Source organism: Bradyrhizobium sp. UFLA05-89 (assembly GCF_059803475.1).
Genome location: NZ_JBANBA010000029.1, coordinates 1 through 18709, shown reverse-complemented (window position 1 = coordinate 18709; position 18709 = coordinate 1). Strand labels below are relative to the sequence as shown.

The 18709-nt window shown below is 63.2% G+C and carries 18 protein-coding genes and 1 pseudogene; 13 read left to right on the top strand and 6 right to left on the bottom strand.

The features are described from left to right. Positions 1–69: 69 nt before the first annotated feature. Complete coding sequence (locus SO139_RS17275; RefSeq protein ID WP_449382344.1) at positions 70–663, bottom strand: CGNR zinc finger domain-containing protein; 594 nt, start codon at positions 661–663, stop codon at positions 70–72. 96 nt (positions 664–759) lie between these two features. On the opposite strand from SO139_RS17275, the gene SO139_RS17270 reads away from it, so the two are divergent. After that, positions 760–2013 (top strand): MFS transporter, encoded by a 1254-nt coding sequence (locus SO139_RS17270; RefSeq protein ID WP_449382312.1) that lies wholly within the window; start codon positions 760–762, stop codon positions 2011–2013. Here the strand turns inward: SO139_RS17270 and SO139_RS17265 are convergent. Continuing rightward, on the bottom strand, positions 1994–2158 hold the full coding sequence (locus tag SO139_RS17265; protein ID WP_449382311.1) for a Flp family type IVb pilin: 165 nt from the start codon (positions 2156–2158) through the stop codon (positions 1994–1996). The genes SO139_RS17270 and SO139_RS17265 overlap by 20 nt on opposite strands. A gap of 318 nt (positions 2159–2476) precedes the next feature. On the opposite strand from SO139_RS17265, the gene SO139_RS17260 reads away from it, so the two are divergent. After that, a complete protein-coding gene (locus tag SO139_RS17260; RefSeq protein ID WP_498540305.1) occupies positions 2477–5200 on the top strand; it encodes a bifunctional diguanylate cyclase/phosphodiesterase in 2724 nt (907 codons plus the stop codon). A gap of 170 nt (positions 5201–5370) precedes the next feature. Here SO139_RS17260 and SO139_RS17255 read toward each other — a convergent pair whose 3' ends face one another. Continuing rightward, positions 5371–6708, bottom strand: coding sequence for a S41 family peptidase (locus SO139_RS17255; RefSeq protein ID WP_449382310.1), 1338 nt, complete (start codon positions 6706–6708; stop codon positions 5371–5373). A 38-nt stretch (positions 6709–6746) separates the two neighbouring features. Here SO139_RS17255 and SO139_RS17250 point away from each other — a divergent pair, with 38 nt between their 5' ends. The 4 genes from SO139_RS17250 to SO139_RS17235 all read left to right on the top strand — a co-directional run bounded on the left by SO139_RS17250 (position 6747) and on the right by SO139_RS17235 (position 9141). Next, a complete protein-coding gene (locus SO139_RS17250; protein WP_449382309.1) occupies positions 6747–6965 on the top strand; it encodes a hypothetical protein in 219 nt (72 codons plus the stop codon). A gap of 38 nt (positions 6966–7003) precedes the next feature. Beyond that, positions 7004–8137: an alpha-hydroxy acid oxidase gene (locus SO139_RS17245; protein WP_449382308.1), complete on the top strand. Its 1134-nt coding sequence runs from the start codon at positions 7004–7006 to the stop codon at positions 8135–8137. Positions 8138–8146: 9 nt separating this feature from the next. Beyond that, positions 8147–8773 (top strand): HAD-IA family hydrolase, encoded by a 627-nt coding sequence (locus SO139_RS17240; protein ID WP_498540299.1) that lies wholly within the window; start codon positions 8147–8149, stop codon positions 8771–8773. A 134-nt stretch (positions 8774–8907) separates the two neighbouring features. Further along, complete coding sequence (locus tag SO139_RS17235; RefSeq protein WP_449382306.1) at positions 8908–9141, top strand: hypothetical protein; 234 nt, start codon at positions 8908–8910, stop codon at positions 9139–9141. Positions 9142–9242: 101 nt separating this feature from the next. On the opposite strand, the gene SO139_RS17230 is transcribed toward SO139_RS17235, so the two are convergent. Then, entirely contained in the window at positions 9243–9419 is a 177-nt protein-coding gene (locus SO139_RS17230) for a hypothetical protein (protein WP_449382305.1), read from the bottom strand. Positions 9420–9646: 227 nt separating this feature from the next. Here SO139_RS17230 and SO139_RS17225 point away from each other — a divergent pair, with 227 nt between their 5' ends. The 3 genes from SO139_RS17225 (at position 9647) to SO139_RS17215 (ending at position 12793) form a co-directional block, all read left to right on the top strand. Then, positions 9647–10858: a molybdopterin molybdotransferase MoeA gene (locus tag SO139_RS17225; protein WP_449382304.1), complete on the top strand. Its 1212-nt coding sequence runs from the start codon at positions 9647–9649 to the stop codon at positions 10856–10858. Positions 10859–11033: 175 nt separating this feature from the next. Beyond that, a complete protein-coding gene (gene lexA, locus SO139_RS17220) occupies positions 11034–11732 on the top strand; it encodes a transcriptional repressor LexA (RefSeq protein ID WP_449382303.1) in 699 nt (232 codons plus the stop codon). 623 nt (positions 11733–12355) lie between these two features. Further along, positions 12356–12793 (top strand): hypothetical protein, encoded by a 438-nt coding sequence (locus tag SO139_RS17215; protein ID WP_027522621.1) that lies wholly within the window; start codon positions 12356–12358, stop codon positions 12791–12793. An 8-nt stretch (positions 12794–12801) separates the two neighbouring features. On the opposite strand, the pseudogene SO139_RS17210 reads toward SO139_RS17215, so the two are convergent. Then, a pseudogene (locus SO139_RS17210) lies at positions 12802–14178 on the bottom strand (ComEC/Rec2 family competence protein); the annotation flags it as partial. A 173-nt stretch (positions 14179–14351) separates the two neighbouring features. On the opposite strand from SO139_RS17210, the gene SO139_RS17205 reads away from it, so the two are divergent. From SO139_RS17205 to SO139_RS17195, 3 genes are all read left to right on the top strand, one after another. Next, the gene (locus SO139_RS17205) at positions 14352–14603 is read left to right on the top strand and encodes a hypothetical protein (protein ID WP_498540298.1); all 252 of its coding nucleotides are present in this window, start codon (positions 14352–14354) and stop codon (positions 14601–14603) included. Positions 14604–14843: 240 nt separating this feature from the next. Then, complete coding sequence (locus SO139_RS17200) at positions 14844–16079, top strand: SEFIR domain-containing protein (protein WP_449382301.1); 1236 nt, start codon at positions 14844–14846, stop codon at positions 16077–16079. 247 nt (positions 16080–16326) lie between these two features. After that, entirely contained in the window at positions 16327–16479 is a 153-nt protein-coding gene (locus SO139_RS17195; RefSeq protein WP_449382300.1) for a hypothetical protein, read from the top strand. Between the two features lie 1210 nt (positions 16480–17689). Here the strand turns inward: SO139_RS17195 and SO139_RS17190 are convergent. Beyond that, positions 17690–17941 carry a hypothetical protein gene (locus SO139_RS17190; protein ID WP_449382299.1) on the bottom strand — a complete coding sequence of 84 codons (252 nt, stop codon included), beginning with the start codon at positions 17939–17941 and terminating at the stop codon, positions 17690–17692. 371 nt (positions 17942–18312) lie between these two features. Between SO139_RS17190 and SO139_RS17185 the strand changes: the two genes are divergently transcribed. After that, positions 18313–18483, top strand: a complete 171-nt coding sequence (locus SO139_RS17185; protein WP_449382298.1) for a hypothetical protein — start codon at positions 18313–18315, stop codon at positions 18481–18483. The last annotated feature ends 226 nt before the right edge of the window (positions 18484–18709 follow it).

Here is an 18709-nt window from a genome sequence, read left to right as displayed (position 1 = left end):
GCAATCCGACCTCTCCCCGCTGGGGAGAGGTGAACCCCGAACGACGAGCCACACGCTATCTCGCCCGCACTACCGGGCCTCGCGCTGGCGCTCGCGATAGGCGCGCGTCTTCATCCGGTTGCCGCATAGCGTCGACATGCACCAGCGCCGCGTGGACGGTTTCGACCGGTCGTAGAACACGCGGCGACATTCCTCCGACGCGCACATCTTCAGCCGGTCCAGCGTCCCTGCAAGCGTGCCGTCGTGAAGCTCGATGGCGATGGCCGACAGGCCCGCAAGGGCATCCTGACGCACCGCTGCGAGCGTTGCGCCGCGGCCCGCACGCGCCTCGACCCGCAACGGAAATGGCTCGAGCGCGCCATCGAGCGCGGCAAGGACATCCTTATTCCTGCGCCGCTCGGCCGGCTCGCATTGCAAATAGGCGCGTAGCGCCCCACGCAGCCGCAGCGCGGCCTGGAACATCACAGGCGTGATCTTCGCGCCGCCCTCGCCCATGCCGTGCTCCGCCAACCACGCCGCGAGCTCCTTCGGGCCCGAGAGCGCATCGCTCTGCGGATGCTGCACGCCGAAATGCACGAAGTGGCGGACGTCGAGCGAATTGGCGAAGTCGTAGAGGGCGGCCAACTCGTCGGGAACCTTGAATTTCCGGGACTGCTTCGACATGGACACCAGTAAATCATTTTTACCGGTTGACGGCAACAAACACCTGTATAAATCGTTTACCGGTGTCAATTGTCGCATCACACCATGGAGGCCGAGATGGCAGACACGACGACATTCACCCGCCCCCGCATTTTCTACGGCTGGCTCGTCGTCGCCGCGGCCTTCGCGGTGACGTTCGTCGGTTTCGGCTCCGCCTACACGTTCAGCGCGTTCCTGGAACCGCTCCAACGAGACTTCGGCGCCTCGCGCGGCTCGGTTTCGCTGGTGTTCTCGATTGCGGGCTTTCTGTATTTCGCCCTCGGGGTCGTCAGCGGTCCGCTCGCCGACCGCTTTGGCGCGCGTTCCCTGGCCGTGACGGGCATGATTGTGGTCGCCGCAGGCCTCGCGGCCGCAAGCGCGGCGCGATCGCTCACCGAGGTCTATCTCGCCTACGGTCTCGGAATAGGCCTCGGCGTCGGCTGCGCCTACGTCCCCGCGATCGGCGCGGTACAGCGCTGGTTCGTCAAACGCCGCGGATTTGCTTCCGGACTGGCAGTCAGCGGCATCGGGCTCGGCACGCTGGCGATGCCGCCGATCGCGTCGCTGCTGATCGCGACATTCGGCTGGCGCGGGGCCTATCTGGTGCTCGCTGCTGTCGCCATCGTGCTGGGTGGCGGGATTTCATTGCTGCTCGAGAACGATCCACACGACCGTGGCCTCGGCCCGGACGGCGCCCCACCTGAGGCAGCACGCACGATCGGAACCGGAGGCGCCTCGGTGCTGGAGGCCGTGCGCTCCGCGCGGTTCGCCGGCCTGTACCTGTCGTGTCTGGTCTGCTCGTTCGGCGCTTTCGTCCCCTTCGTCCATCTCGTGCCCTACGCACGCGATCACGGCGTTGCGACCTCGTCCGCCGTGCTGCTGCTTGGCACGATCGGCGTCGGCAGCACCGCCGGGCGCTTCCTGCTCGGCGGGCTCGCCGACCGGATCGGCCGTGACCGGTCGCTGATCATGGTCCTGCTCGGCATGGCGCTCGCCATGGCGATCTGGGCGGTCTCGGCGAGCGCCTTCGCGCTCGCCGGCTTCGCCTTCGTGTATGGTGTGTTCTACGGCGGTTGGGTCGCAGTGCTCCCCGCCGTCGTGATGGACCATTTCGGCGGGCGCAACGTCAGCGGGATCATCGGCATTCTCTACACCAGCGTCGCGTTCGGCACGCTGATCGGGCCGAGCGCCGCGGGCTTCGCCTACGACGCCACCCACAGCTACACGCTGTCGATCCTGATCAGCGCCGCCGCGAACGTCGTCGCGGCGCTGATCGTGGCGGCGCCCCTGTTGCGGAGCGCAACGCGGACGATCAGCGCAGCGAAGCGCTGATCGATCCGAACTTGCTGTTGAGCTTGCTGCCGAGGCCGTTGACGACGGTGATGATGGCAAGCGCGATGCCGGCGGCGATCAGGCCGTATTCGATCGCGGTGGCGCCGGATTCGTCGGCAATGAACTTCTGCAACTTCGACTTCATGATTCTGTTATCCTGTCCTCTCCATGGGATGACGAAACCACTCGCAAGCAGCGTGCCAGAGCGCGCGCGAGCGCCGCCAGCATGTTAGATGGTTAAGTTTCGGTTGACGCGAGCGCGGCCGGCAAGAATTGACCGCTCATATGCACGGCATCGGCAATATCTGCTGGCTTTGCTCACGGCGCTGCGCTCCGGGACTCTCGCGCCGATTTACCCTCCGTTAACCGCGCTTCCTAACGTCGCCTCCACATCGTTCCCGTAAACCAACGGGTGTTTCCGGGCTCAAGAACTGATCCTGGCGTGTGCACGGCAGCGTTTCAGATCATGACGGGTTTCGGCAGTCGCCTCCTTGATCAAACGGCATTGATCCGTAGCGGACCGATCCGCTGGCTGGTGGTCGGCGGCATGCTGCTGATTGCGGCGATCGTGATCGGCGCGACGCTGATGGCCCAGAACTTCCGCGAACGGGCGCTGCGCAACAGTGCGCGCGAGCTGGATAACACGGCGCTGCTCCTCGCTCATCATTTCGACCAGCAGCTCCAGGATTTCGAGGTCATCCAGAAAGACCTGATCACGAATATGCGCGCCAGCGGGATTGCGAGCGTCGAAGACTACCGCAGGCGCCTGTCCACGCAGGACATCCATCGGACGCTCCGCTCCAAGATGGAGGCGCTGTCCTATGTCGGCGGCGTCAATATCTTCGACGCCGACGGCGAGCTGATCAACTCCTCGCTCGTCTGGCCTCCGCCGAAGGTCAATGTCGCCGACCGCGCCTATTTCCGAACTCTCAAATCCGATCCGCGCTCGCCGGACATGCTGGTCCAACCCGTCCATAGCCTGGTCTCCGGCATGTGGACGATCCTGATCCTCCGCAAGGTCCCTGGCCCGAACGGCGAGTTCCTGGGCGTGGTCGGGCGCGGCATCGAGCCTGCCGGCTTCGAGAAATTCTTCGCCTCCGTCGCACTCGGCGAAGGCGCGACGATCTCGATGCTTCACCGCGACGGCACGCTGCTCGCCCGCTACCCCCATGTCGACGAAGCCATGGGCCAGAACTTCAAGATCGGTTCCGAAGCGCAGCGGAAGATGTTCGACCTCGACCACTTCACCGGCCGCTTCACAAGCACGGTCGACGGTGACGACCGCCTGATCTCGTCGCACGCCCTGCCCCATTTCCCGATCGTGATGGTCGCGACCAACACGAGAACGGCGGCGCTCGCGGACTGGCGCGAGCAGATCGGACTCCTGGTCTCGATCGCCTTTGCATCGGCGCTCGCCATCTCCGGCTTGCTGATTGCCGTGGTTCGCAAACTGTCGGCACAGCACCGTCTTTCACGGGAACGGCTGACGCTGGAGAAGCAGCGGCTCGACCGCGCCGTCAACAATATGACGCAGGGGCTCCTGCTATTCGACGACTCGCGACGGCTGATCGTCTGCAACCAGCGCTATCTCGAGATGTACGGCCTCTCGGCCGACGTCGTGAAGCCCGGTTGCAGCTTCCACGACATCATCGCGCACCGCAAGGCGACCGGCTCGTTCGCCGGCGACGTCGACCGCTATGTCGCGCGCGTACTGCGCGACATCCACATCCGCAATTCCATGGTCATCGACACATCCGACGGCCGCTCGATCCAGATCGTCAACGAGCCTCTCGCCGACGGCGGGTGGGTTGCGACGCATGAGGACATCACCGAGCGCCGCCGCACCGAGGAGCGCATCACGCATCTTGCGCATTATGACGCGCTGACCGACCTGCCCAACCGCGCCATGTTCCACGAGCATCTGCGGGACGTCCTGGGTGCTATGGCCGACGGCGAGCTGATCGCCGTGCATTACATCGACATCGACGAATTCAAGGGCGTCAATGACGCGCTCGGCCATCTCGTCGGCGACGAGTTGCTGAAATCGATCGCCGCGCATCTGAACCGCTGCGCCGGCGAGACCGAATTCGTCGCCCGTCTCGGCGGCGACGAATTCGCGATCGTGCAGAGCGCCGTGACCTCGCCTGATCACGTCACCGATCTCGTGGCGCGGGTGTTCGCCGCCATCCGCGAGCCGTTCGACTGCATGGGCCACCATATCACCACCGACGCTTCGATCGGCATTGCGCTGGCGCCTGACCATGGCACCGAGCTCGATCAGATCCTGAAGAATGCGGATCTGGCGATGTACGCTGCCAAGGCGGCCGGCCGCCGCACCTATCGCTTCTTCGAGCCGGAGATGGATGCCAAAGTCCGCGAGCGGCGACAGCTCGAGACGGATCTCAGGCATGCGATTGCCCATGGCGGGCTCGAGGTGTTCTACCAGCCCTGCCTCAGCCTGAAGGACGAGACCATCACGGGCTGCGAGGCCCTGGTGCGCTGGCGCCATCCCGAGCGCGGCATGGTCTCGCCCGCCGAGTTCATCCCGATCGCGGAGGACACCGGCCTCATCAACGAGATCGGCGAGTGGGTGCTCACGACGGCGTGCCGGGATGCTGCGACCTGGCCGGAGGACATCCGCCTTGCGGTCAACGTCTCGCCGGTGCAGTTCAAGAGCGGCACGCTGGCGCTGAAGATCATGGCAGCGCTGGCCGCCTCCAACCTGCCGGCGAGCCGGCTCGAGCTCGAGATCACCGAGGCCGTGCTGATCCGCGACGACGACACCGCGCTCGCCATCCTGCATCAGCTCCGCGCCATCGGCGTACGCATCGCGCTCGACGATTTCGGCACGGGCTACTCGTCACTGAGCTACCTGCACCGCTTCCCGTTCGACAAGATCAAGATCGATCGCTGCTTCGTCGAGGACATCGCCGGCCCCGACGGCTCCTCCAGCATCGTGCAGGCCGTGGTCAATCTCGCCGCCGCGCGGCGCATGACGACGACCGCGGAAGGTGTGGAGACGGAGGAGCAGCAGCGCCTGCTCCGCTCGCTCGGTTGCAGTGAAATGCAGGGCTATCTGTTCAGCGCCGCGAAGCCAGTCGACAAGGTGCAGGAGCTGTTTACGCTCCACCGCAGCCGGCTTGCCCAGAGGCCCGGCCACGAAAGCCGCCGCCGCGAAGCGGGCTAGGCGCCAGGCCTTCGCATCGTAATTCGTAGGGTGGGCAAAGCGACTTGTCCGCCGTAGCTCGAAGAGCGAAGGCGGAAGCGTGCCCACCTCGTGCCTCGCCGCGGATACAGAAGCGGTGGGCACGTCGCTGACGCTCCTTTGCCCACCCTACCGCATCTCGGCCTAAGGCCTCAGTTCGGCACCGCCGTCTTTTGTGTCGGCTTCGCGGCCGCGGCATTCACGGTCACGCCGTGCAGGAAGTCGAAGGCGGCATGCAAGGCCTTGTCGTCCCTCTCTTCCGGCGGCACGTAGGATTGCGAGCCGGTCTGCTCGCTGCCGTCGGCTGCGGAGAGATGGCCGCGCATTTGGGATTCGGCCATCGTGTCGACACGCCCCTTCAGCTCCGCCGGGACGTCCTGAAGGATCTCGATGTCGGGCGCGATGCCCTGCGCCTGGATCGAGCGGCCCGACGGCGTGTAGTAGCGCGCGGTGGTCAGCGCCAACGCGCCGCTGCCGGAGCCGAGCGGGATGATCGTCTGCACCGAGCCCTTGCCGAACGATCGCGTGCCGATCAGCGTGGCGCGTTTGTGGTCATGCAGCGCGCCGGCCACGATCTCGGACGCGGAAGCCGAGCCGCCATTGATCAGCACCACCAGCGGCTTGCCCTTGGTGAGGTCGCCGCCATGCGCGGTGAAGCGCTGCGTCTCTTCCGGGTTCCGGCCGCGGGTCGACACCACCTCGCCGCGGGCGAGGAAGGCGCTCGACACCGAGACCGCCTGGTCGAGCAACCCGCCCGGATTGTTGCGGAGATCGACGACGTAGCCTGCAAGCTTCTCCTGCGGAATCTCCTTGGAGATCGACGTAATCGCCTTGCGCAGTCCGTCGGTGGTCTGCTCGTTGAACGAGGTGAGGCGGATATAGCCGATATCGCCGCCCTCGGTGTGGAACCGGACCGGGCGCACATGGATGATCTCACGCGTGATCGCGACGTCGAGCGGCGCGTCGGCGCCCTTGCGCACGATGGTGAGCTTGGTCTTGGTGTCGACCGGGCCCTTCATCTTGTTGACGGCCTGCTCGAGCGTCATGCCCATCACCGCCTCGCCATCGATCTTGCTGATGAGATCGCCGGACAGGAGGCCGGCCTTGGAGGCCGGCGTGTCGTCGATGGGCGCCACGACCTTGACCAGGCCCTCCTCCATCGTGACCTCGATGCCGAGCCCGCCGAACTCGCCGGAGGTGGTCTCCTGCATCTCGGTCCAGGCCTTGTCGTTCATGTAGCGCGAATGCGGATCGAGCGAGGTGACCATGCCGTTGATGGCACCTTCGATCAGCTTGGAATTGTCGGGCTTCTCGACGTAGCTCGCCTTGACCCGCTCGAAAACTTCGCCGAACAGGTTCAGTTGCGAATAGGCATCGTCCGCGCCCGCCGCCGCTCTCGCCACCCATTGCCCGCCTTGCGGAGAGGTTGCCAGCAGAGTCAAACACGCGCCGGTCAGCGCGCCGAGGGGGAACAGCAGGGTTTTCCGCATGGATCGATTGGCCTTTTCGCTGGCGGTTGGGAGCCGCCATGCAAATGGCGATCCAGCCGGTGTCTCACAATACCATTCTGGTTTCTTCAAGGCCGGTCCGCCACGTTGGCTTGCATCCGGCAAAAAACCCTTCGTCCCAGCCTAAACTTTTGGCAACGTTCCTCGGCCGGTTCGCGCCGGGGGCGGAATCGACCCGTCCGGCCAACGCGCTCAAGCTATGCGATTTTGGGATGGTTTTGGCGCGCCGAACCGGTTAGGCGATGGAATAAGGCTTCAAATTCTCGGGAGGATAACAATGAACGACGCGCCCCGTATCCGGCCCCAACGAAACGTCGAACTGGGTGCCAGCGACGAGCCGTTCCAGAACCTGCACGAATTCATTCGCAAGGCGCGCTCCAACCTCAACCAGAACGCCTGGGACTATATCGTCGGCGCCGCCGAGACGGAGACCACGATGCGCCGCAACCGCATGGCGCTGGACGAGATCGCCTTCCGCCCGCGCGTGCTGCGCGACATGCGCAATGTCGATGGTTCCGTCGAGCAGTTCGGCCGCAAGATGCGCCTGCCGGTCGTACTGGCGCCGGTCGGCGCGCTCGAAATCTTCGATCCGCACGGCGCAGCCTCCGTTGCACGCGGGGCCGGCGCCTTCGGTGCAGCGCATATGCTGAGCTCGGTGTCGGATCCGGGCCTCGAGAAGACCGCAGAAGCAGCTCCCGATGCGCTGCGCTTCTACCAGCTCTATGTCCGCGGCGATGACGCCTTCGTCGAGGATGTCGTCGCCCGCGCGGTGAAAAGCACCTACGCCGCGTTCTGCCTGACGGTCGACACCGCCCATTACAGCCGTCGCGAACGCGACATCGCCAAGCGCTATGTTCGCGAGAGCCGGCTGCGCGCCACCGGCGGCGACTACCAGAAGGGCCTGGAGTGGCGGACCGTGAAGCTGATCAAGGACAAGTTCAAGATCCCGCTCATCATCAAGGGTATCGCGACTGCCGAGGACGCGCACATCGCGCTCGATCACGGCGTCGAGTGGATCTACGTCTCCAACCATGGCGGCCGCCAGCTTGATCATGGCCGCGGCGCCATGCACGTATTGCCGGAGATCGTCGATGCCGTGAAGGGACGCGCGAAGATCATGGTCGACGGCGGATTCTGCCGCGGCACCGACATCGTCAAGGCGCTCGCCATGGGCGCGGACCTCGTCGGCATCGGGCGCCTGCAGTGCTGGGCGTTGGCCGCGGCCGGCGAATCCGGCATCACACGGATGTTGGAGCTACTCGAAGACGAAGTGTTGCGGTGTCTCGGGCTGCTGGGGGCCACCTCGTTTGCCGAGGTGAACGCATCCTGCCTGCATCCGGCGACCGCCACCAACGTACCAAGCGTGTTCAGCGCGTTTCCGCTGCTGGATATCGAGCCTTATCGTTACTGAAAGGATGCAATGACCTCCCTCCTCTCTCCCGGCAGCGCGGATGCGCTCCTGTTCGACCTCGGTCGCGTCGTGCTCGACATCGATTTCTCCAAGGCGATCGCCTGCTGGGCGGGACATGCCGGCTGCGAACCGCAATCGATCGTGACGCGCTATGTCCGCGATGAGGCCTATCGGCTGCACGAGATGGGCAAGATCAGCGACGAGGTCTATTTCGACTCGCTGCGCCGCTCGCTCGGGATCGAAATCTCCGACGCGCAATTCCTGGAGGGGTGGAATGCGATCTTCGCGGGCGAGATGCCCGACATCGCCAACCTGTTGCCGCGCGCGGCACAACACGTGCCGCTCTACGCCTTCTCCAACACCAACCGGCCGCATGTGGACTATTTCTCGAAGGAGTATGCCGACGTGCTCGGCCATTTCCGCGAGATGTACCTGTCCTCCAGCATCGGCCTGCGCAAACCCGATGCGGAAGCTTTCGACCATGTCGTCGCCGCGATCGGCGTGCCGGCGAGGCGAATCGTGTTCTTCGACGATCTCGCCGAAAACATCGAAGGCGCGCGGGCACGAGGGCTGACCGCGGTTCACGTCACGTCGCCTCACGACGTCGGCGAGGCGCTGAAGGCGCTGGGATTCTAAGCGCCCCATTGCTGCGGTCGCTCAGCGTTCGGTTCCGGCCATCACCGGGAACTTTTTTAGCAAATTGTGGAACCAACTCACTCTGTGCATTTTTAGACAGAGTTCCCGGAACGGATCAACGCGTCGGGAGTCGTATGTCCGTTGGGATTTTCTACAACGGATGTGTGATCGTGTTGGGCAAGTCTTACTTCAACAAGCAAGCCTCGATCCTTCTCAAGTTCGCCAAGTCAACGTCGAATTCGCAGCTGTCCGCGAAGCTGGTCAGCAAGGCGGCGGATCTCAAATCGCAGGGCGACCCCCTGCCCGAGATGGATCACAGCCTGAAGGCGCCCGACGTCGATCCGGACAATGAAACGGGAGCCACCTGATGCTAGCCGTGAGCCTGGTTGTCGCCGTGGCATGCTTGGCCACCGTCATCCCGGTCCTTCTCGTCATCGAGACGATCGCGCGGCGTCCACGCTAGGCGCATTCAACTGCGCTTGGGTTGAGGCCGATCGAGACGCTGCCGTTGCGCGCGCATGCGGCTCGTCTTCTCCTTGAGCGCCTCGATCTCCTCGTCCAGCTTTGCGCTCTTCGATTTCGGCGGCTCATCGCCGCGCAGCTTCTCGAGAGCTTTCTCAACCGATAGCTTTGAAGTCTCTGCCATCAGGGTTCTCCCGGATGTCTCCTGACGCACCTGCGTGCGATGGCGCGCGGCAATTCTGAGCTGGAAGCGGAAAGGCGCGATATTGTCCTAAAGGGCATCCCTGCCGTTCCGGTGCTGGAGGGACAATTCATCTCCGCCTTCGTGATCGCCCCCTTTTGCCTCGAAGCCTGCACTCGGCTAGAACGCAACGCGACCTGTCCTTCGATTTGCTCAGCAGGAGTTTGCCCGTGGCCCTGATGCCGGTGTCCGACGCGCTTGCCGCAGTGCTTGCCGGCGTAGAGCCGGTGGCCGAGGAGATGGTTGCGCTGGATGCGGCCTACCATCGCGTGCTGGCGCGCGATGTCGCCGCGCGGCGTACGCAGCCGCCGCAGGCGATGTCGGCGATGGATGGCTATGCGGTGCGCGCCGCCGACGCGGCGACGGTGGACGCAGAGCTCACCGTGATCGGCGAGGTCGCGGCCGGCCGGCCATTTGCGGGAGCGGTTGGCGCGGGCCAGGCCGTGCGGATCTTCACTGGCGGCGTGGTGCCCGATGGCGCGGACGCGGTGGTAATCCAGGAGGACACGGTCGCAAACGGCAGGCGCGTCACGATCAAGGAGGCCGCGATCGCTGGACGGCACATCCGTCCTGCTGGCGTCGATTTCTTCGAGGGCGACGTGCTCCTGCGACAGGGAGCCAGACTCACCGAACGCGACCTCTCACTGGCCGCCGGCATGAACCATCCGGAGCTTGCCGTGCGTCGCCGGCCGAGGGTCGCGATTCTCGCGACCGGCGACGAGTTGGTGATGCCGGGCGCAACGCCCGGCGCGGGCCAGATCGTCTTCTCCAACGGCTACGCCCTGCACGCGCTGGCGCGGGCCGAGGGCGCCGAAACGGTCGATCTCGGCATTGCCGCCGATACGGTTGCGGCGACCACCGCCGGGATCCGCCGGGCCCGCGAGAGCGGCGCCGACATCCTCATCACGACCGGCGGTGCGTCGGTCGGCGACCACGATCTGGTCAGGCCAGCGCTCCAGGCCGAAGGCTTCGAGATGGCGTTCTGGAAGATCGCGATGCGGCCGGGCAAGCCGATGATGCACGGCCATCTCGGCGCGATGCGGGTGATCGGCCTGCCCGGCAATCCGGTCTCGTCCTATGTCTGCGGCTTCCTGTTCATGGTGCCGTTGATTCGCGCGCTTGCTGGCCGCTCGCGCGTTCATCACCGCCGCGAGCGCGCCGTGCTCGGGCGCGACGTCGGGCCCAACGACGTCCGCGAGGACTATTTGCGCGCACGGCTCGAGGAGCGCGAGGACGGCACGCTGGTGGCCGTTCCCGTCAACCACCAGGACTCCTCGCTGCTTGCGAATCTTGCTACCGCACAAGCACTTCTCGTGCGCGCGCCGTTCGCGCCAAAGGCCGAAGCAGGCACGCCTTGCGAGGTGTTGCGGCTGCCCTTGTGAGTGCAATCTGATTCGCGCGTGATGCGAACTTCGCCGCGTTCACACAAAATTAAGTGGTTGCGGAACACATATCGAACATATAGTGTCCGTTCATGATTTGTTTCGAGCATCTAGCGGCTTCTGCTGAATCTGGCGTCTCGGAATCGAACGACATCAACCGGGGGATTTGGTCGAGATGTTAACGCGCAAACAATACGAGCTTCTGCGGTTCATCAGTGAGCGCCTCAAGGAAAGCGGTGTGCCGCCCTCCTTCGATGAGATGAAGGACGCGCTCGATCTGCGCTCGAAGTCCGGCATTCACCGCCTGATCACCGCGCTGGAAGAGCGCGGCTTCATCCGTCGCCTGCCTAACCGCGCGCGCGCCATCGAGGTCATCAAGCTGCCCGAGCTTCAAGCCGCAGGCGCCGGCCGCCGCGGCTTCACGCCGAGCGTCATCGAAGGCAATCTCGGCAAGGTGCGGAGCGCCAGCGCGTCTGTCGACGACGGCGAGCGTCCGGTCGCCGTGCCCGTGATGGGACGGATCGCGGCCGGCACGCCGATCGAGGCGTTGCAGACCCGCAGCCACACCATCAGCGTGCCTCCGGACATGCTCGGCTCGGGCGAGCACTATGCGCTCGAAGTGCGCGGCGATTCGATGGTCGATGCCGGCATCCTGGATGGCGACATGGCGCTGATCCAGCGCAACGAGACCGCTGACACCGGCGACATCGTGGTGGCGCTGATCGACGACGAGGAAGCGACGCTCAAGCGTTTCCGCCGGCGCGGCGCGTCGATCGCGCTGGAGCCCGCCAACACCGCCTATGAGGTGCGCATCCTGCCGCCGAACCGGGTGAAGATTCAGGGCAAGCTGATCGGGCTGTATCGGAAGTACTGATTGCCCAGCAGAAAGTACCGATTGCCCGGCAGATTGCCAGCCATCGCACGGCGATACGGGCGGACGGATCGTCCGCTCCAGCAAAATAGCGTTGTCGCTTCCACTGTGATTATCCCTACACCTGCACAGAGCTAATCCTCAAGCATGGCAGGCGCGAATGCGCTGTGCGGGCTGCAGAGGACAAAACCCATGCGGCAGGTGATTTTAGGCGTGATCTCGGCAGCCTTGATCGCGGGATCGGCACCTGCGAGCGATGCAGCGCAACACCACGCCGCCCGAAAGGCCACGCCGCCCGAAAGGCAGAGCACGCGGCGGCAACCAGCGCGCCATTCCGCAATTCCAACAATGCGATCGCACCTGCGCCGCAGGCGAGCTGGCCCTCTTCAGGGTACTCCGCTGCCGGCGCTGATGGAAGCTCGCGTGAGTGAATGATGTGAACCAAGATAGAGTCTCGGCGAGAGGCTTTGTTCCTCGTTTGCCGGGAAAGATAATGTGATCGGGCGATGCGCAGACGGGCCGCAGATTTGCCCACAAACGCGATACACTCGTAGGCTTCCAACTCTGGTAGAGGCCTGCGCCTCCGGGGGGGCGCGGACCTGCTATCTCGCATGAGGAGCACTCCGATGTGTGACTACAGCCTACATGCCGTTGCGACCCGCCCCGCTCAAGTCGGCGAGACGATCGTCACGACAACCTTCCGCGGCACCTCGACGCGTGGATTTGCGTCGGAGCGTGATCTCTCGGTTGCCGTCTGCCTCCTGCCAGGCACCGAGCTCGCCTTCGCCGACAACGTCCGCTACGACAATCGCTGGATCTGGACGCGCACCGTCAATTCCCGCGTCGGCAAGTTCGGTAAGGTCGATCCGCACATTCCCGATCGTCATCATGATGCGATCGAATTCCCCGACGGCAACTACGTGCTGGTAACGCAGCTCGTCGAGGGACAGCGTGCCACGGTTCTGCAATTGCCGGTGACGCAGCCGCTCGGCGAGAAGACAGAGCAGCCCGCCGTCGAGCAGCACACGACCACGACGCCCACGACACGCCTGCCGATCGGCTGACGCGTCTTTCAATCCTCGGCCTGCAGGTCGGCCTCCGATGGCGTAGCATCCTTGCTGCGTGGAGTAGCCGGCCGCGGTGCGAGGCTGAGCTCGAAATCGCTATCGCCGGCCCCGGCCGGCGACCAGGGGCGGTTTGCGCTCCTTGCTTTCACCGTTTGCAGCGTGAAACCGTCGCCATCGCGCGATAGCGCGAGTGCGCCCTGCGTCTTCAGACGCTCGCGATCCACGACCATCGCCGCGCAACCGGCTGCTGCAGGCTTCGCCGTCACCACCAGCGCGGCGCGGCTGCAATCGTCCGCCAGCGCGTCGATACGCAACGAGAGCGCGACCAGGCGACCATCGGCGAGCGGCGTCACGCAACCGCCTTCGTCGCATGAGACGCCATCGGCGAGCGACGCATCAGTCGCGCCGCGCGGATCAGCATCAGATGCAAGCCACTCCTTGAGAAGAAAATTGTCCTTGCCGGTTCGGATCAGGTGCAGTTGGCCGCCCTTGCCGCGCACCGCGATGCTGTGGCCGTCGCCTGCGATCAGGATGTCGGGCTGGCGCACGTGCAGCGCCCAACCGATTGCGAGCGTCAGCACGACGGCGCCCACCCAGCGCAGCGGCGTGCGCAACAGGCCCATCAGAACGAGACCAATGCTGGCGGCAGTCAACGGGCCGGTCCCGAAGGCGGTGATGCGGCCGACGGCGCCAGGCAACGCCGCGACCCAGCGCGTCACAACGACCATCCAGTCGATGCCGATCCCCATCAGCCACCAGAATACGCCATCAAGCCCGAACGGCGCTGCGATCAGCCCCAAAAGTCCGGCCGGCATCACCAGCGCCGAGACCACCGGCATCGCCGCGAGATTGGCGAGCACGCCGTAGGGCGTGACGCGATGAAAATGGAAGGCGGCATAGGGCGTCGTCGCGAGCCCCGCGATCAGCGAGGCCATCAGCAGCATGACGAGCTCGCGGCCGCCCCACAGCGCGATGCGCGCAGTGACGGAGTGATCGGGCGAGGCCAACAGGTTCGGCATGCCGATCTGCACCAGCCCGACGAGACCAAGCGTCGCCGCGAACGACATCTGGAAGCTCGGATGCACCAACGCCTCCGGCGCGACAGCGAGCACGATCATCGCGGCCACCGCGAGCGTGCGGAAAGTGATGGCGCGACGATCGACCATCACCGCGATCAGCACCACCGCCGTCATGAAGAACGATCTTTGTGTTGCGACCTCCGCGCCGGACAGCAGCAGGTAGAACGCGGCAGCCACCAGTGCTGCCGCAGCGGACCATTTTTTGATCGGATAGCCCACTGCAAATCCCGGGATCAGCGCCAGCAGCGCGCGTACCGCAAAGAACACGACGCCGGCGACGACCGCCATGTGATAGCCGGACACGCGCTGACGCCGGCTGATGTGCGTAAATTCTCATTAAACTATAGTAACTTACAGTGAGGAGCTTCCCGATAAGAAGGCGCTGGGAAGCACATGGGAAGCAAGCAGCTCGCGGACACCTTCAAGTCCCTAAATGAAATAATGGAATGTCGGCCCGCACAACGAATCTACCGACCATGGCTGACAAAGTTGCCGGCCATGGAACGCACGGATCGGATACTGCCGATCACGAATGCCAACGGCTGAGTTCGCTACGGGAGAATATCCCCGCCTCGATGCCGGAGCTCATCGGCCGGCTGCTCCTGCTGAAGATGATGCCAATAACGACCGCTGACCAAGGCGGCCGGTTCGTCGCTTACGACCCGGCAAGTCTGGGTTCGTTGTCTCGTCGCGAGATCTACCGGCGCCCCGGGGCCGCCGATCCTTGAGCACACCCAACCGGGATCGACAACGTTGCTCAAGACATGCGGCCAGCGCCGCGCCAGCTGTCGAGGGCTTCCCGACCACTGGACCCACGGCCCGTGAAAAGCCTTAGCCGGCTTGCGGTCCAGATTTAGTCGAAGCTTCCGCCCGACTGGTCGCGTGAATAAGGCGGAAAATGCCCGCAGTAGAATGCTGCGTGCGTTCCGATCATGCCACGATCAGGCGTTGATTCGTGGAGCCCCCTTATGTCAGCCCCCAAAGTGTTCGTTTCATATAGCTGGACTTCGCCCGAACATCAGCAGTGGGTGGTTGATCTAGCCACGCAGCTACGTGAAAGCGGCGTCGATGCCATTTTGGACAAGTGGGATCTCAAAGAGGGGCACGACTCGATCGCCTTCATGGAAAGGATGGTCCCCGATCCGGAGGTGCAGAAGGTCGTTATCGTTTCGGATCGTCTCTATGCGGAACGCGCCGACGACCGGCGTGGTGGCGTCGGCACCGAGACGCAAATCATCTCACCCAAGATCTACGCCAAGGCTGATCAGGACAAATTTGTGGCCGTGATCTCCGAGGTTGACGCGGAAGGAAAAGCCTATCTACCTACCTACTATGGTTCGCGCATCTTCATCGATCTAAGTAACGAGGAGATCTATCCGGAGAACTTCGAGCAATTGGTTCGCTGGATTTTTGGCAAGCCTCTTTTTCCTAAGCCTCAAGTTGGCAAACCACCAGTATATATCGAAGAAACCTCGGTGTCGTTGCCGACGAGGTCAAGAGCCGCACGTACAATAGATCTCCTTCAACGAGGCTCGCCGCAGAGCGACGCGTCGTTACGTGGCTATCTCGAAGTGCTGGCTGAGAACTTCGAGGCGCTGCGAGTAGACACGAAATCTGACCCGTTCGATGACGCAATAATCGCATCGATCGAGTCTTTCCTCCCCTATCGTGACGAGTTTGTCCGCGTCCTCACTGCGCTTGCGAGGAACAATCCGACCGAGGACGCAATCACGTTGATCAAGAGGTTCTTCGAGTCCGTACTGCCCTACAGCTACCCTCCCAAGAACTTGAACTCTTATTCGAAGGATTGGTTCGACAACTTCAAATTCATTATCCACGAACTCTTCATTTATACGGCTGCGGTCCTTCTCAAGTATGAGAGGTTCGCGTCATTAGATCACTTGATCACCGGCGGAGTCTATGTAGGTGCAATCCAAGAGCACTCACATCAGCCTGTACAAGGCATTTCGATGTTTTGTTGCTCCCTCACTAGCTTGGAAGTTCGAAAGCGGCGACTTTCACTCAATCGGACGTCTCTGCATGCTGACCTGCTAAAGGAGCGGGCTAAAATCGCCGGCATCAGTTTCGAAGACGTCATGCAGGCTGATTTCGTCTTGTTCATGCGTGACGCCAGCGACGCGCTGCGGGCGAAACTCAATAACAGGTGGTATCCCGACACATCCTGCCGAGCTGATGGCGCTTGACCAGATCGCCACAACGTCGTGACGTTCAGATAAGAGCGGAAACGCAGCATTCGAGGTCGACGAACGGGATCTCGGCCTTTGTGCTGTTCGCAATCACGTTTTAGATGGCGACGCAGGGGCCGCACACAGTGATTGAGCCGGCACACCGTCTGGTCACCGCCCAGTCAAGATCACTTTCGGCGACATGCGCGATATGGGTGTACGAGGACCTCCTGGTTATTGCTCGGACTATCGTTGCAGCCACAACGTGGCCATGAATGCCGATCGCTGGCCGAACGAGGTGCACCTGTCCGACATCGAGCCGAGGTTCACCTGTTCTGCCTGCGGCAGGAGCGGTGCTGATGTCCGGCCGGACTTCAACTGGAACAAGCCGGTGTCGTCTGCGATGGGTTACCGTTGATGCCTCCTCTGCCTCACTGTCGGGCTGAATATTTCGCGATCATTCGATTCCCCTGCCAAAGATCGACTGCGCAATCGCGAGTTGCCATGCCCACGTCGAATGAAACTCCCATAGCAATGAGATGCGGTCCCATGCCTCCGCCCCCCTCGAAACAGACCGCGGTGCAAGCCTGTGGGCCAACTCAATCATGTCGCGTGCGCGATACATTTGTGATTGTTTATGCGATCTGTGTGGACATAGGCGCGATGGGCTGGTCACGCTCGGGCTGAAGGCGAACAGGAACTGATTGGGGAAGACCATGAAGCCGCTAATCGGACTCATCGCGTTGCTGCTCTTTGCGACTAGCGCGTTAGCTCAGACTGCTCCACCGAGAGTGGCCAAAAGACCGGCAGCCCAGGTAAAGCCGCGAGCACCGATGGGTTGCAAATTAGTTGGCACGGTAAAGGGCACCAAGATTTGGGCCGGCGATTGTGCGGCTCCGTCAGAACTCAGAGGCACCACACCGGCCGCCGAGCCCCCGGCGCCAGAAGCACCTTCCGAGGCACCAAAACAATAGCGGCTCATCCAAGATCGGGTTGAAGTCGAAGAGATCCTAGAATGCTCGACCAGGTGATGCAGCTTTCAACTTCCTCATTAGCTGATCATCGCCGGTATTCGCGGTCCTTCCGGGTTGTCGTGCTCAATACCAGCGCTCAAACACGAGGCTGCCTCCACCAGGAATGGACAAATAGTTTGCGGGGGTAGTATGGCAGAATGGTTCCGCACTGGCCGGGAATTTGAATGAATGAGGTGTCATCGTACACACGACATCGCTTCCTCGGGTAAATCGTGTCCGCCTGAGCGGTCACCGCGAATCCGAAGAGCGAAACGCCGACCAGAGATGTGAAAAGCATCTTCATCTGAACCACCCTCCATCGGGCCACGGTCCCCAGCAACGCAGTACAATAGGCCCGGATCTCCCATCAGCTCAACTCCCGCTCTAAGCCCGGCGGCAGCCTCCCTGATAATCTGCCGATGCCTGCGCCGTTAATAAAAACTCTCCTCCGTGCGGACGGCGTTGCCTTGCGCGCCTTACAGGCCCCGCGCTGCGCGATGCCGGCGAGTACATCGCCGCGCTGCCGAAGAAAGAGCACGACCGGCCGGAATGGGCGCGCGCCGTAGCTATCGCGCGTTCAAGTCTCTCAAGAGATTGATAATTTGAATGCCCGTATTAGCGGTGCCGCAGACCGCCATGCACATTCGGAGAGTGGGCCGTGATCAGGTTTTGGTGCCTCCGAGCCGCCGCTTCGGCCTCGCGAGCAAGTCGTTCAGACTTTAACCTCTCGCGGTTTGCATGAAACGCCGCTTGGATGCGTTCATACTCGGACATCGCTACTTTGGCGTCGGTTTCCTTGAAGACCCTGTGCGCCTCACGTTGGGCGGCAGTGGCCGGCTTCCATCCGTAATTTTTATGAGCGGTCATTCCCTCCTCCTTCGGTGATAGCCGTGGGGGGCTTGTTGGGTCCGACCGTGAAAGTCTCTTCCTGTTTTTCAGTTACCGCAATCGAATATTTGCCAGTCGTTGCCGCGCCGGCCATAGATCCGCCCGGCTGGCTCACGCTCACCTGCAACGGGATTCCGGTCCATCACTTCGCGCAGCGCGCGCACAGAGGCCGGTTATGAGGCCTGGCGCCGTCAGCGCGACTGGATCGCCTGGAAGGACCGGATGCATGCTCTGGCGCTCCCCTTGCCTTCACAACGGCCGGAAGGGATTGCTCGGTGCTTCTGTGGCGAGGTAGTCACCAGCCACACCATCGATTCCCACACCCTCGCCGTACACCGACCGACCGCCGCATGAAGCTCACCGCCGAACGTCCCTTCGCCGATCCGGAAGCCGCTGCCCGAAAGCTCGTCGAACTCGCTGCCGGCATCGAGCCCGTGCAAGTCGGCCGCGTCCATATCGAGAAGATAAACGCGCCGTTCCTCTACACGCTTAAGGGCAGCAGCCTTCGGCGCCGGCATTAAGATGGCGGTCGAGCGGGGTTGGCTCGAGCTGCACGAGAGCGGGGCCTATGTGCGACTCTTGAAGGCAGACGCGCCGCATACGGGGCTTTGACCTTAGTCAAAGACGGCCCCGGCCGGGGGGCTTAGGGGTTGCGTGAGGCCGGGGCCGTTGGAGGTGCTTGGCTGCAGGCCAAGCGAATGATCATAGACCAACGCAGGGTCACCGATCTGTTCGCCTCCGTACACT